The sequence below is a fragment of the Gammaproteobacteria bacterium genome, from assembly GCA_027296625.1.
Lineage (GTDB): Bacteria > Pseudomonadota > Gammaproteobacteria > JAKEHO01 > JAKEHO01 > JAKEHO01.
Genome location: JAPUIX010000186.1, coordinates 1 through 13,529 on the forward strand (window position 1 = coordinate 1; position 13,529 = coordinate 13,529).

General features: G+C 52.2%; 14 protein-coding genes. 7 read left to right on the top strand and 7 right to left on the bottom strand.

The window, feature by feature from the left end:
- Positions 1-198 (top strand): hypothetical protein (locus O6944_12085; GenBank protein MCZ6719874.1); only part of this gene is annotated, 198 nt, incomplete at its 5' end.
- A gap of 110 nt (positions 199-308) precedes the next feature.
- On the opposite strand, the gene O6944_12090 is transcribed toward O6944_12085, so the two are convergent.
- Positions 309-545, bottom strand: a complete 237-nt coding sequence (locus O6944_12090) for a hypothetical protein (GenBank protein ID MCZ6719875.1) — start codon at positions 543-545, stop codon at positions 309-311.
- Here O6944_12090 and O6944_12095 point away from each other — a divergent pair.
- A complete protein-coding gene (locus O6944_12095; protein ID MCZ6719876.1) occupies positions 430-1,239 on the top strand; it encodes a DMT family transporter in 810 nt (269 codons plus the stop codon). The genes O6944_12090 and O6944_12095 overlap by 116 nt on opposite strands.
- Positions 1,240-1,609: 370 nt before the next feature.
- On the opposite strand, the gene O6944_12100 is transcribed toward O6944_12095, so the two are convergent.
- The gene (locus tag O6944_12100; GenBank protein ID MCZ6719877.1) at positions 1,610-2,764 is read right to left on the bottom strand and encodes a ComEC/Rec2 family competence protein; all 1,155 of its coding nucleotides are present in this window, start codon (positions 2,762-2,764) and stop codon (positions 1,610-1,612) included.
- 79 nt (positions 2,765-2,843) lie between these two features.
- On the opposite strand from O6944_12100, the gene O6944_12105 reads away from it, so the two are divergent.
- On the top strand, positions 2,844-3,011 hold the full coding sequence (locus O6944_12105; GenBank protein MCZ6719878.1) for a hypothetical protein: 168 nt from the start codon (positions 2,844-2,846) through the stop codon (positions 3,009-3,011).
- A 34-nt stretch (positions 3,012-3,045) separates the two neighbouring features.
- Complete coding sequence (locus O6944_12110; protein MCZ6719879.1) at positions 3,046-3,570, top strand: DUF2062 domain-containing protein; 525 nt, start codon at positions 3,046-3,048, stop codon at positions 3,568-3,570.
- Position 3,571: 1 nt separating this feature from the next.
- Here O6944_12110 and lolD read toward each other — a convergent pair whose 3' ends face one another.
- A complete protein-coding gene (gene lolD, locus O6944_12115) occupies positions 3,572-4,255 on the bottom strand; it encodes a lipoprotein-releasing ABC transporter ATP-binding protein LolD (protein ID MCZ6719880.1) in 684 nt (227 codons plus the stop codon).
- The gene (locus tag O6944_12120; protein ID MCZ6719881.1) at positions 4,248-5,495 is read right to left on the bottom strand and encodes a lipoprotein-releasing ABC transporter permease subunit; all 1,248 of its coding nucleotides are present in this window, start codon (positions 5,493-5,495) and stop codon (positions 4,248-4,250) included. Before O6944_12120 ends, lolD begins: the two co-directional genes overlap by 8 nt.
- A gap of 163 nt (positions 5,496-5,658) precedes the next feature.
- Here O6944_12120 and tsaB point away from each other — a divergent pair, with 163 nt between their 5' ends.
- Entirely contained in the window at positions 5,659-6,330 is a 672-nt protein-coding gene (tsaB, locus tag O6944_12125) for a tRNA (adenosine(37)-N6)-threonylcarbamoyltransferase complex dimerization subunit type 1 TsaB (GenBank protein ID MCZ6719882.1), read from the top strand.
- A gap of 149 nt (positions 6,331-6,479) precedes the next feature.
- On the opposite strand, the gene cpdA is transcribed toward tsaB, so the two are convergent.
- Entirely contained in the window at positions 6,480-7,271 is a 792-nt protein-coding gene (gene cpdA, locus O6944_12130) for a 3',5'-cyclic-AMP phosphodiesterase (protein ID MCZ6719883.1), read from the bottom strand.
- Between the two features lie 129 nt (positions 7,272-7,400).
- Here cpdA and O6944_12135 point away from each other — a divergent pair, with 129 nt between their 5' ends.
- On the top strand, positions 7,401-8,063 hold the full coding sequence (locus O6944_12135) for a class I SAM-dependent methyltransferase (protein ID MCZ6719884.1): 663 nt from the start codon (positions 7,401-7,403) through the stop codon (positions 8,061-8,063).
- A gap of 78 nt (positions 8,064-8,141) precedes the next feature.
- Complete coding sequence (asnS, locus tag O6944_12140; GenBank protein ID MCZ6719885.1) at positions 8,142-9,527, top strand: asparagine--tRNA ligase; 1,386 nt, start codon at positions 8,142-8,144, stop codon at positions 9,525-9,527.
- Positions 9,528-9,578: 51 nt separating this feature from the next.
- Here asnS and O6944_12145 read toward each other — a convergent pair whose 3' ends face one another.
- On the bottom strand, positions 9,579-10,265 hold the full coding sequence (locus tag O6944_12145) for a M15 family metallopeptidase (GenBank protein ID MCZ6719886.1): 687 nt from the start codon (positions 10,263-10,265) through the stop codon (positions 9,579-9,581).
- A 141-nt stretch (positions 10,266-10,406) separates the two neighbouring features.
- Positions 10,407-13,481, bottom strand: a complete 3,075-nt coding sequence (gene pruA, locus O6944_12150; GenBank protein MCZ6719887.1) for an L-glutamate gamma-semialdehyde dehydrogenase — start codon at positions 13,479-13,481, stop codon at positions 10,407-10,409.
- Positions 13,482-13,529: the final 48 nt, after the last annotated feature.

The following is a 13,529-nucleotide window of genomic DNA, read 5'->3' on the forward strand; positions in this document are numbered from 1 at the left end:
AAGTTAGTACAACAATATTCTGATAAATTATCCTGTCTTATTCATGCTTACCTGCATCGGGTAGAAGGTGACATAAGCAATGCCAATTACTGGTATAGGCGTGCTGGTGTGGATATGCCCGACAATAGCTTGGAAGATGAATTACATCGTTTGTATGAAATGACTGGTGGGAGAAAGAAAGATCATCCACAGTCATGATCTGACATTGATATTAAGTGTCCGCTTACGGCCAGAAGCGGACCTTCTCGCCAGCTAGACGTCTAGGAACCAGTTGACGTGCGTGCATCTGTTTGGCTGAATTGACGGGGCTATGTACAAACATTCTTGCTGTTATAGGCGTTGTTAATCGACCTTAGGGTGGCCGGTATCCCTTCAACGAACTCCAGATCAATTGCCGCGAGTACCGTGTTGCTGACGGTTCTCGCGATGCTGGCATTTGCAGCCAACTCTTTGTTGTGCCGACTTGCTTTAAGACAGGAACTCATCGACCCTGCAAGCTTCGCTACTGTCAGGGTGATCTCCGGCGCGGTGTTGCTGAGTCTCATCGTACTGCCTCGCTGGCGAGCCCGCGGCCGCTCTTCAGCCGATTGGCGCTCTGCCACCTTGCTATTTACCTACATGGCCTTCTTTTCCTTCGCGTATCTGTCGCTCAGTGCAGGTACAGGCGCGTTAATTCTATTTGGCGCAGTTCAGCTTACGATGTTTATCGTTGCGCTGCGGGGTGGCGAGCAGTTCCCATTGTTGTCATGGGCCGGGCTCACTCTGGCCATTCTCGGACTGGTGTACCTGGTCTCACCGGGCGTGACTGCACCCGACCTCTTGGGTGCCGTCCTAATGGCCATCGCCGGGATCGCCTGGGGGTTCTATTCGTTGCTGGGTAGGGGCGCCGCCGATCCCCTGGAGGCCACTGCTAACAACTTCATTTACTCGGTGCCCTTAGTGATCATCGTCAGCCTCTTGTTCATCGGCGACTTTCACGGCTCTTCTAGTGGCCTGGCCTTGGCGGCGGCCTCAGGGGCTATCGCCTCTGGCTTGGGCTATGTTATATGGTATACGGCGCTTCGTGGTCTCACGGCCACCGGTGCAGCCACAGTTCAGCTCTCTGTTCCCGTGATCGCTGCCTTCGGCGGGGTCCTCTTGCTCTCCGAACAGATAACACTGCGCCTGTTGTTAGCCTCCACCGCAACGCTCGGCGGTGTCGCGATCGTGCTGTCCCAGCGAGCTGTGCAGGCGCCATAACCATAAGCGGACGGACGGTGTCCTTCGCTGGCGGGTGGCAGAATCCCTGCAGAGTTTCACTTCTAGATTGGCATCATGTAACAAACCGCATCGCCAACGAGAACAATGGTGCCATAATCACGAATGTCCGCTTTGGGTCGGAAGCGGACATTGCGCCTTAGTCAGTTAATCCCTAGAACGTTCGTACGGAGCATTATGAGTGCTGTATTTAGGGACTCCTAACCGCCATTTATCTCCACTTTTTGATTGAAGAAAAGTAGTACCTTTTCCCTCGCGCGTGCGCGCGTAGTTGTTACCTAATCGTTACCTAATCCATTTGAATATAAGTAAAGTAATCTATTTAAGTTACTGTATATAAGCTATTCGTAAATTAAAACTTAGCGCTATATACGGTAGCTACGAGCCACTGTACCCGTCCCCAGCGCCACCAGATCCGTTGGACAGGCGTGCGCCCGATCATGCCGTATAGAATGACGGCAACCGCCCCAAATGAGAGCCAGAATCCAGCCGAAATGACGGCAAAGGGGTCGATAACCAGAACAACCCCTAACGCCAGGAGCAAGAGATCTATCGATGCGATACGACGATGGGTGAGCACACCCGCCATCACCAGCGCTATCATAACCAGCGCGCGTTGTGTGGGTACCGAGAACCCAGCCAAGGCGGCATAGGCGAATGCAGCTAAAAGGCCCGCAATCGCAGCAAAACGTGGCGCTGCAAGATATTGGACGGTAACACCGGCGAGAGACCACAACCAACGCGCCAAAAAAAATACCAAGCCCGCAATCAGCCCTATATGCAATCCCGAGATCGCCATGAGGTGATTGGTACCGGTACCGGTCAGCACCTGCCACTGGGATTGTGACATTTTATCGCGAACGCCGATGGCCAAAGCGCCGACCAGACCCGTCTCTGGCGCGTCACCCAGGGCGCCCTGAATAACGTCCCAGAGTCTGTGACGGAGACGCTGAATCGACGCGACCTTGGCCGTATCAAGGCGCTGATTCGCGGGATGCTTGACGACATAGCCTGTGGCTCGAAGCTTTTCGCGGAAAAGCCAGCCCTCGTAGTCAAAACCCCCGGGATTCATAAAACCGTAGGGCCTTTTCAGGCGAACAGCCAGTCGCCACGGCTCACCGGGACTAAGTCGAGGTCGGTTGCCATACCAATTCAGTCGCACCCGTCCCGGGGGATCCCAGTCGCGCCCGTCGAACACGAGCCGCTCGATATCAAGTTCAAAACGGACCGCACGACCTCGTGGCGTGGGCAGCGATGCGACTGTCCCTTCGACGGTCACCGTCTGGCCTTCAATGGCCTTGGGGAGTGCATCAGAAAGGATCCAATCGGCCCGAAAGAGCGCCCATAGAAAGCCACAAAGGAAAAATGCAGGGAGTCGGAGCCGACGCGTGAAGAGGATAAGACCAACGCCGACGGGGATAAGGAATATAAGGCGGCTATCGGGCAGGGACGTCAGTTGAATGCAGGCCAAAATGCCCAAGAGAAACGCCAGGATACCGAGACGCATGACGGATTATCCGACTTATGCGCCGAGCAAGGCCGCGCGCCCGCGCCAATGCATTCGGGGTGTTGTACCAGAGGAGAGGATGGATCCTAGAAAGGCGTTCAAGATCATTTCTTTATTACTTGTTTTACATAGTAATATACGCAATGGCGCCCAACGACACCGGACGATCGTCGGTGCTGCGCATCAGAAACGCATCGTCCCAGCCATTTTTGCGCCAGAAGCGGGGACCGGCACCTTTCAGTTATAATAGCGGGCCTTTTGCACGCCAAAAACACAAAAAAATGGGCCTAAGAAGAATCTTTAAGCGCTATCTGCCAGAAAGACACGAGCTCCACAACCACAAACATCTGCGACTATTTGGCGAGCGCCTTCACGATCCGAACCTGTGGCATTTGACCCGCCGATCGGCAGCAGGGGGGGTTGCGGTGGGGCTTTTCGTTGCCTTTGTCCCGATCCCACTCCAGATGATTCTGGCTGCTGCCGTAGCCATCGTAGTGCGCGTCAACCTGCCACTGGCGATTGTCTTCGTCTGGGTCAATAATCCCATCACCATACCGCCACTATTCTATCTTGCCTACCGGACCGGTAGCGCCATCATGAATATCCCGATCCGTACCATCGAGTTTGAATTCTCGTATCAGTGGTTTGTCGAAACCTTGGCGATTATTTGGCAACCGTTCCTTCTGGGCTGCTTGGTATTCGGGACCTTGAGTGCCGTGGCCGGATACTGGCTTATGCGCTTCTTGTGGCGCGTATTCGTAGTACGCAAATGGGCCAACAGGCGAAATTCGAGGGCGAAGACTTAAGTCACATCGGCTCAAGGTGTCCATCGGTCAAGTGCATTATGCGATCCATACGCCCTGCCAGGCGCATGTTATGCGTCACCGCCACGAGACTTGTACGATAGGCACTATTCAGTTCAAGTATCAGATCAAACACCTGATCTGCCGTATGCTCATCCAAATTGCCTGTCGGTTCATCCGCTAATATGCATTGAGGCGTCGTCACTAAAGCACGAGCTATTGCTGCTCGCTGCCGTTCTCCTCCAGACAACTCTCCTGGCTTATGATGCAGTCGATCACCGAGTCCGACCCGCTCCAGTAGATCAGCCGCCACTTGCTTCACCGAATGAGGCTCAGCGCCCCTGATTAAAAGTGGCATGCACACGTTTTCTAACGCCGAAAACTCCGGCAACAGATGGTGAAACTGATAGACGAAACCCAACGCACGATTGCGGAGCCTGCCACGTTCGACTTCATTTAACGACGTCATCACACTGCCGTCGACGCTGACTTCTCCCTTCGTCGGCATATCGAGGCCGCCAAGAAGATGCAGGAGAGTGCTCTTTCCAGAGCCGGATGCACCGACAATGGCAATGCGATCGCCAGCGTTAACAGCGAGGTCTACGCCGCGCAGCACATCGACTCTGATGCGCCCTTCAACAAAGGATTTATGCAGATCGTGACAGGATAAAATCGGCGCTTCATTCATAGCGCAGAGCTTCGGCTGGCTGCGTACGTGCTGCACGCCACGCCGGATAGATCGTTGCGAGTATACACAGGAAGAAGGCAACGATACTAATTCGGACAACATCTATCCACTGCATATCCGAAGGCACCTCGCTGATGTAATAGACATCGGGCGACAGGAACTGCACCTCAAATAACGCCTCAATACTGGGCACAATGGTCTCCACGTTGCTCGCCAGCCATACGCCCGCCACCACGCCCAGAATAGTCCCTACAAGGCCTATTACGGTACCTTGCACCATGAAGATCCCCATGATACTTCGCGGTGTAGCGCCTAACGTACGCAGAACGGCAATGTCGGCCTGTTTATCGGTCACAACCATGACCAGGGTCGATACGATATTAAATGCCGCCACTGCGACAATCAGGGCCAGTATGACGAACATCACAGTCTTTTCCGTTTTTAACGCCCGGAAAAAGTTGGCATGTTGCTGGGTCCAGTCCACTACCCAATAGTTTCCCGGCAGTTGATGGACAACGCTACGAGTTATCGTGGGGGCCGAATAGATGTCATCCGTGATAAGACGAAGACCCGTGACACCGCCTTCCAGCCTGAATAACCGTGCTGCATCATCAATGTGTATCAGTGCGAGCGCACTGTCATACTCATGCATCCCAATTTCATAGATCCCAACGAGCGTAAAGCGCCGAAGGCGCGGAAGGATCCCCGCGGGTGTCACAGTAGCCTGAGGTGCCACGACTGTAATTTTGTCACCAATCTCAGCGCCCAGGGCGGCGGCAAGACTGTGACCCAGTATGGTTCCATATTCCCCCGGCTTTAGCGCCGAAAGTTCTCCTGCAATCATCTTGTCCGCTATGATGGATACCTTAGGCTCCTCGCTGGGCGAGATGCCTCTCACCACGACCCCGTTTACGCGCTGCCCGTGCACAAGCATTGCCTCGCCCCGAATGAATGGTGCGGCACCAAGAATTTTCGGATGGCTCTGAACCGCCTCGGCAACTTTTTGCCAATTACGCAACGGCTTGCCACGCTCAACGACCGTCGCGTGCGACGCCATCCCGAGGATTCGCTCACGCAACTCCTTCTCAAAGCCATTCATGACCGAAAGCACCGTGATCAACGCCAAAACGCCGAGGGCAATCCCCAGCATAGAGGTCAGGGAAATAAAAGAGATGAAATGGTTACGGCGTTTCGCCCGCGTATAACGAAGCCCGATGAATACTTCCAAGGGTTTGAACATTTCGCAGCATTATATCCTAAATGCAAACTTTTCCCCCCGGATTATGTATCGGCCGACAGTTGTGTCCGGTAGAGATCAATGAAATATCAGTGCCAAAAAGCTTGAATGCGGCGATAAATGAGATAATAGACACACGGTGAATCAAAAAAACTGAGTTTTACGATTGAAACTACTCGCCATCGATACGTCAACCGAAGCATGTTCTGCTGCACTTTTCAGCGACGGTGAGATTAAGGAACTATGGGAACTTGCGCCGCGCCGTCATGCAGAGCTCGTTCTGTCCATGATCGACACCCTGTGCGCGGATGCAGGTATTGGTGTTGCAAACCTAGACGGCCTGGCATTCGGCAGGGGTCCAGGCGCATTTACCGGCTTGCGCATTGGCGCCGGTGTTATTCAAGGAATTGCCTTTGGTTTGGACTTGTCGGTTGTGCCGGTCTCTTCGCTCGCTGCGCTCGCCCAGGGCCAGCTGAGGGAGGCAAAACGGGAGCGGGTGCTCTCAGCGATCGATGCCCGGATTGGCGAAGTGTACTGGGGCGCCTACGCATGCGGCGAGAATGGGATCATGCGAGGAGTCCTCGACGAATGCATTCGCCTACCCAGCGAGGTCCCGATACCGGAGCACGGACCGTGGTTCGGTGTCGGCAGCGGCTGGCAAGCCCACGGTGCGGCACTCGCAGCGCGTCTCGGCGAGTCCCTTAGCGCATTTGAAGCGGCGCGTTACCCAAGGGCACAGGACGTCGCCATCTTAGGTGTCGAGGGCTTCTTGCGGGGCGAGTTTGTGCCGGCTGAGTTGGCCCTGCCCGTCTATCTGCGCGATCAAGTGGTTCGATGAGCTTTGGCATCACGGCCAGTACAATCAATGTACCACATTAAGTTTTAGATATAACAAATTGGTATAATTAATATATTGGCAATTCTTGCTAGGAAAGCCAAGCACGGTCGTCAGCCGTCTTGCCCCCTCACCATCCCTTTTTGACCCGCCTAGGCCGCGCCCTTGAGGCGCTGGATGCCCGTCTGGACCGTGCCGTCCCCCTGCAGCAGCAGCCAGCGATAGCCTGGCGGCTGGGTGTCGGGGACATACTCCTGCGCCCCGGGCTTGAACTGCACGCAGGTTGACGGTGATCCAAAAAGACGCACCCCGCCTCGCTCGGCGTTGAATTCCTGGTGGATATGACCCCACAGCACTGCCCTCACCTGAGGATAGCGATCGATAATGGCAAACAACGCCACGGGATTATCCAGTGCGATCTCGTCCATAAAACGACTGCCGATAAGCACCGGCGAGTGGTGCAGGCAAATCAAGGCATATGCTTCAGGCGCCGCCCGCAATGCCTCATCCAGATAGGTCTGTTCGGATTCCGCCAAATGGCCGCCATGGGAATCGGGCACCACCGTGTCGAGTAAGATGATTTGCCATTGTGGGCCGCGAATGCTTCTTGTGAGATGGACGTTTGATGCAGGCAGAGTCTTGCCCATGACAGTCGGATCATCATGGTTACCGGGAATGCAATACACAGGTATCTTCAGGCCATTGAAGATTTCCCGTAACCTTTCATAGGCTGCTGGCACCGGTTCATGGGCGAGATCCCCTGTGGCAAGGACCATATCGGGAGGCCAGTGGTTCTCTCGGGCTAGATCGATCACACATTCCAGTGAGTTCTGTGTGTTGACACCATCAAAGGTTCTCGATGCGTCGGCATAGAGATGGGTGTCCGTAAGCTGAATGATCTTGACGGCATCAGCGGGACATTGTGTGAACATCGAATACGTCATTGAGGCCGCCTTCTAAGGACATCTGACTGATGTCTCTTTCCAGAACGAGCAAGCTTATCTAAGCTGATATAAAAGCCTGAGATGTGTATTTGTAGTATAAATCATACCAGTCAAGCTGAAGACTTCACCATGACAAGAAAAAGCATCACATTAACCGATACGCTTCATGAGTACCTTATTTCTGTATCCCTCCGTGAGCCCGATCTGCTTCGGAGGCTGCGGGAGGAAACCACGAAATTCCCTATGGCGGAGATGCAAATCGCTTCAGAACAGGGGCAGTTCATGAGCCTCCTGGTACAGATAATGGGTGCAACCAAGGCGCTCGAAGTCGGCGTATTCACTGGCTACAGTGCATTCTGCATTGCCCTTGCGCTACCGCCGGACGGCAAGCTAGTCGCCTGTGACATCAATGAGGAATGGACTTCGGTCGCGCGGCGCTACTGGCGGGAAGCCGGCGTTGCTGACAAGATTGAACTGATATTGGCACCAGGTTTGGAGACCATGGATAGATTGCTTGACCAGGGCCAGCAAGACTCCTTCGACTTCATCTTTATCGACGCGGAAAAAGAAAATTACCTCGGATATTACGAGCGATCCCTGAAACTACTACGCAGAGGTGGTCTCATTCTTGTAGATAACGTGCTTTGGGGCGGTAGAGTTGCAGATATAAACGAACAGGAAGCCGACACAGTGGCGATTCGTATCTTCAATGAACAACTTCATCAAGATGATAGGATTGCATTATCGATGCTGCCCATTGCGGATGGTCTCACCTTGGCGATGAAACGTTGATCATTCCATTTGATAAAATTCCAATGGGCCGCGGTCACCAACCGGATTCCAATCAGGTAACAACCGGGAGTAAGGCAGATGCCTGAACGCAGCAAGGTAATTGAATTGCTGAACGCGAGTGCCCCTATTGACAGCTTGCTGGCCAAGGGATGGGTCCGTACGCGACGGGATTCCAAAGACTTTTCCTTCATCGAGCTCAACGACGGATCGTGCTTGAGCAACATTCAAATCATAGCGGACGGTGCTCTTCCCAACTACGACGCTATCAAGAAGATCCCGACAGGTTCTGCAATCTCTGTAGAAGGTGCGCTGATTGCTTCCCCCGGATCGGGCCAAAACTGGGAAATTCGGGCAACAAAAATCGACATGATCGGCCATGCGCCCGATTCGTATCCGTTACAGAAAAAGCGGCATACCGATGAGTATCTGCGCAGTATTGCGCATTTGAGGCCACGCACCAACAAGTACGGCGCCATGTTTCGAATGCGATCGCAATTGTCCTATGCCATTCACCAATTCTTTCAAGACAGGGGGTTTTGGTACATCCATTCACCCATCCTTACTGGCGCAGACTGCGAAGGCGCAGGTGAGATGTTCAACGTCACGACGCTGGACCTGCACAAGGTACCCAAAAAAGAAGGTCGCGTTGACTACACTGAGGATTTTTTCGGTAAAGAGACCAAACTAACCGTATCCGGGCAGCTCTCAGCTGAGATGCTGGCGCTTGCACTGGGTGAGGTCTATACCTTTGGGCCAACGTTCCGGGCAGAAAATTCGAACACCAGTCGTCACATCTCGGAATTCTGGATGGTGGAGCCAGAAATGGCGTTCTATGAGCTGTCCGATGATATGGATCTGGCCGAAACTTTCGTGCGTTACCTGACATCGTACACCATGGATAAATGCAGCGAAGATCTGGCGTTGTTTGCGCGATTCGTCGACCAGAGCCTCATGGATAACCTGGAGAACATTGCATCCCATGAATTTGTGCGCCTTCCCTATAGCGAGGCGATTGACATCTTGGAGAAGTCCGGTGAATCGTTCGAGTTTGAAGTTGCCTGGGGAAAAGACCTCCAATCAGAACACGAGCGATACCTAACAGAACGTCATTTTGAGCGGCCCGTTATCGTGTATAACTACCCCAAGGACATCAAGGCCTTTTATATGAGACTCAACGATGACGAAAAGACCGTGACGGCGTTGGATGTCTTGGTCCCACGCGTTGGCGAGATTGTTGGAGGTAGCCAGCGCGAAGAGCGCTTGGACGTGCTCAGATCACGAATTCGGGAGACGGGATTAACGGAGGACGATTATTGGTGGTATCTGGATTCACGGCGCTTTGGCAGCGCACCGCACAGTGGATTCGGCTTAGGGTTCGAACGCTTCTTGATGTTGGTCACGGGCGTGACCAATATCCGCGACGTGATCCCTTTTCCCCGCACACCCAAACACCTGGAATTTTAAATTACTTGTTGTTGACCTGAGTTGAGGCTTGCCTCGCTCGCTAACATATGTTTATTCAATCGGAAAATTGAAATAAACATTCTTAAAAGGCTCATTTTTTAGAGTGAAATGCCACCACTCTTTTTCATAATTTACGAAACCATATTTTTCCATCACAGCTTTCAATAACAACCGATTCATACGTTGCCTCGCTCCAACTTCGCTATTATTGGTGATAGCAAATCTATGAAAACAATCATATCCTGATCCCATATCAATACTGTTATCCTTGAATCGCTCTTCTTCAGGCAGGTAACATTCCTGCAATGGTTCCTCAACGCGATATTTTGCTTGTTCTGGAACCGGCAGCGGAACAATTGTTATATCGACGGTACTGCCTCGGCTATGACTTGACTGCCCAGAAATATAGCCTTTTCCAATGAGTTCCTGCTTCTTTATGGTTGGATAAAATTCGTTTTTGGTACGTGTATCGCTAAGGTCCTGCGCCCATCTGATAAATTGATCGACCGCGTCCTGAGGGCGATAGCAATCGTAGATTTTCAGCGACAATGAAAACTGAACGAGTTCTTTTTGAACGTCTCCTAGTGCATCTGCTGCTTCACTCGTGAGAATACACTTATTGGCATGGTAACTTTTAATTGGTTCTCCAATAAAATTGTGAAATGAGTAATACCTCATATCCAAAACAATTGTAGGGACAACCTCTCCTAGGTTAACGAATCCCACGGGGTAGTTCATTTGGGCAGCGCTTTGCCTAAAAGATAAGAATTGAATGATAGTGAATATAATCAATACGCGCTTAGAGAATCTCTTTATGGAATCATACATACCCGCCTAACACCGGGCATTCTGCTGGTATGTGGAAAAAATAATCAGGAATTAAAGCCCGCCAAGTTCCGCCGCGATGTCTTGGCTAGGCGCAAATCCGCGACGTAGTGTATTCTCTGTGATAGTGTGCGGCGTCAAAAATTGCAGAAGATAGTCCGGGCCCCCTGTTTTACTGCCCAACCCACTTAACTTAAAGCCACCAAAGGGTTGCCGGCCGACCAGCGCGCCCGTGATCTTTCGATTAATATAGAGATTGCCGACTTCGAACTCCTGACACGCCTTGGCAATATTAGCTGGGCTGCGGGAATAGACGCCCCCTGTCAGCGCATAGCGTGTGTTATTAGCAAGCACTAAGGCTTCATCAAAATTCTCTGCGTGCATCACAGCAAGAACTGGTCCGAAGATCTCCTCCTGAGCAAGCGGCGAATCAGCTGGAACATGGCTGAAGATCGTGGGGCCGATGAAAAATCCCGGGCCTTTGTCAGAACAATCCATCTCCAGCGCGACCTCTGCGGTATCACGACCGACGGCAATCGCCTGGCGTATTCGTTCATAGGCCGCTGCTCCAATAACCGGTCCCACGCGAACACCTGGATCCGCCGGCATACCAGCCTTCAGGCTACGGGTTGCTTCAACGAGACGATGCAGAAAGAGATCATAACGGTGGCCTACTACAATCACCCTGGACGCTGCACTGCATTTTTGCCCCTGATAGCCAAACGCTGAAGCTACCACGCCAAGGACTGCATCATCTAGATCAGCGTCACTGTCCACGATGATTGCATTTTTGCCGCCCATCTCTGCAATGACACGCTTGACATGATGCTGTCCCTCCCCGACATCAGACGCCAATTTGATGATCCTAGTGCCAACTTCCATCGACCCGGTAAATGCCACAAAGTGAATTTGCGGATCTTTCACCAGATGTTCCCCAAGGTCGCTGCCTGGTCCCGCAAGGAACTGAACGACGCCAGCAGGTAAATTGACCTCTTGTAATAGTTCCGCAAATTTAGCTGCAATGACAGGCGTTTGGGAAGAAGGCTTCAATATTGCCGTGTTTCCCGTGACGATGGCCCCGGAAAGCATTCCCGTCAAGATCGCGAGTGGGAAATTCCACGGTGGGATAATAAGCCCAACCCCACGTGGGCGATAAATAAAGGCATTCGTCTCCCCAGGCACTTCCTTCGAACCGGTAGCGCCGAGCCGTAGCGCTTCACGCCCGTAGTACTCTAGATAATCAATGGCCTCACACACATTGAGATCTGCTTCGCCCCATGTCTTACCCGCCTCAAAGATCTCCCAGGCAGCGAACTCATCACGTCGCTCCCGGAGGCGCTGAGCTGCTCGAAACAGATACTCTGCTCGCGCATCCATGGACAACCCGGCCCAATCGTTAAATGCTTCGGTGGCACCCTCTAATGCACTCTTTGCCTGTAGTTCATTAGCCACTGCGACCCGCCCGACCATCTCGTCCGGGTTCGCCGGATTGATGGAGACTATATATTCTCCGGTATCAATGGCCTCGCCATTGATGATCAGTGGATAGTCAGATCCCAACTGCCTTCTCACGTCATCGATTGCATCGTGAAAATGTTCTCTCTCTAAACGATTGGTAAATCGGTGTACGGGCTCGTTGATGAAGTTGTTAAAGTTTGGTCTTTCTATATCTCCGTCATTGTTGGTGCTCTCAGAAGCCCGAGATTCGGTTGATTGATTAGCGTCAGGAACAGGCGCCTCTTTAACATTCTCCGACTGAAACTCCGCGTGAGGAGGCGCCAATAAACGCGCCGGCGGAAGGTCCTTCAAGAGACTCATACGCTGAAAGGACTGACTTGAGGAATTTTCTAATAGTCTTCGCACCAGATAGGCCATGCCGGGGATAAGCTCACCATAGGGAAGATAGACCCGCAACCGAAACCCCATCTCGGGAATAACATCTTCCAAGGACTTTGCCATGCCATAGAGCATCTGAAACTCAAACTGATCAGGCGATAACCCATATTCACCCACCAGCACCATGGCCAAGCTAAGACTGCGTACATTATGGGTCGCAATTGCCGCCTCGATATACGGATGGTTTTCAAACAGTAGCCGCACACAGCGCTCATAACATGCATCCGTACGCCACTTTTCCGGCCATGTTGGTAGAGGCCAATGATTTTGCTCCGCCACCACAGTCTCAAAGTCCCAATAGGCTCCGCGGACTAGCCGAACGGTGACAGGTGTTCCTCTGTTCTTAGCCCAATCAATTAGCTCACTGAGGTCATGTTCTGTATCCACAAGATACGCCTGCAACGCGATCCCGGCGTCCGGCCAGTCACGCAGTTCTGGTTCCATCAAGAGTTTCTGAAAAGATGCCACAGTCGCGTCCTTAAGGTCGTACTGTTCCATATCCAGATAAACAAATGCGCCGTTGCTTTTGGCAGCAAGAAGGATGGGGCGTAAGCGGGATGAGATGCCCTTGACAGTGCTATCGAGATCTAGACGATTGATCTGAGAAAACAGAGAAGAGACTTTCAACGACACGTTTAAGCGTGGTGCCTTCCGTCCGTTCACCGTATCAAGCAATGCATTTGGCGCCCACGTTTCTAACTTTGGCGGCAAGCGATCCAGCAATTGCCGATAGTGTGTCTTATAGAGTTCGCCCTCCTCTTCGCTAACAGTCGCCTCGCCTAACAGATCGATGCTAAATCCAATGTTTCTAGAACGTAGTTCCTCGCCCACAACCATCGCTTCATCAACATGAGCACCACCCATAAAACGGCGAGCAAGTTTCTGGATAGCACTGCGCACAGCTTTGGCAACAAGCTTGTCACTCGGCCTTGTACGAATGTGGCGTAGCCCTAATTTCACAAGACCCGTCAGTGGCACTTCATCTTCATCAAAATACTCCTGTAAGTGACGGACGAGATCTTCATCTTTATCGAGCGTTGGCAGCACATCGACAAAACGTAGCCCCTGTACGCGAAACTTTTCATTCTCCATGATCCGTTCCATAAAGCGATCCAGCCAATGGTGTCCAGACTTCGCTGCGTTTGCGTTTTTCTGAGCTTGCGCAAGCAGCCGCCGCCCAAGTTCACCAATTCGCTTCTCAGTATCAGGATCGATGGTTAAAATTGTTGCCATTAGAAAGTAATAAACAAATATCGAACACCTAGTAAATCTTAGTACATC

What these genes read in the sequence shown, in the direction of transcription:
- lolD (MCZ6719880.1), bottom strand. Translation starts at nt 4,255, where the DNA reads ATGAATGAAGCGCCGATTTTATCCTGTCACGATCTGCATAAATCCTTT.
- O6944_12120 (MCZ6719881.1), bottom strand. Translation starts at nt 5,495, where the DNA reads ATGTTCAAACCCTTGGAAGTATTCATCGGGCTTCGTTATACGCGGGCG.
- O6944_12100 (MCZ6719877.1), bottom strand. Translation starts at nt 2,764, where the DNA reads ATGCGTCTCGGTATCCTGGCGTTTCTCTTGGGCATTTTGGCCTGCATT.
- O6944_12105 (MCZ6719878.1), top strand. Translation starts at nt 2,844, where the DNA reads ATGGATCCTAGAAAGGCGTTCAAGATCATTTCTTTATTACTTGTTTTA.
- O6944_12145 (MCZ6719886.1), bottom strand. Translation starts at nt 10,265, where the DNA reads ATGAACTACCCCGTGGGATTCGTTAACCTAGGAGAGGTTGTCCCTACA.
- O6944_12090 (MCZ6719875.1), bottom strand. Translation starts at nt 545, where the DNA reads ATGAGACTCAGCAACACCGCGCCGGAGATCACCCTGACAGTAGCGAAG.
- asnS (MCZ6719885.1), top strand. Translation starts at nt 8,142, where the DNA reads ATGCCTGAACGCAGCAAGGTAATTGAATTGCTGAACGCGAGTGCCCCT.
- O6944_12110 (MCZ6719879.1), top strand. Translation starts at nt 3,046, where the DNA reads ATGGGCCTAAGAAGAATCTTTAAGCGCTATCTGCCAGAAAGACACGAG.
- pruA (MCZ6719887.1), bottom strand. Translation starts at nt 13,481, where the DNA reads ATGGCAACAATTTTAACCATCGATCCTGATACTGAGAAGCGAATTGGT.
- cpdA (MCZ6719883.1), bottom strand. Translation starts at nt 7,271, where the DNA reads ATGACGTATTCGATGTTCACACAATGTCCCGCTGATGCCGTCAAGATC.
- O6944_12135 (MCZ6719884.1), top strand. Translation starts at nt 7,401, where the DNA reads ATGACAAGAAAAAGCATCACATTAACCGATACGCTTCATGAGTACCTT.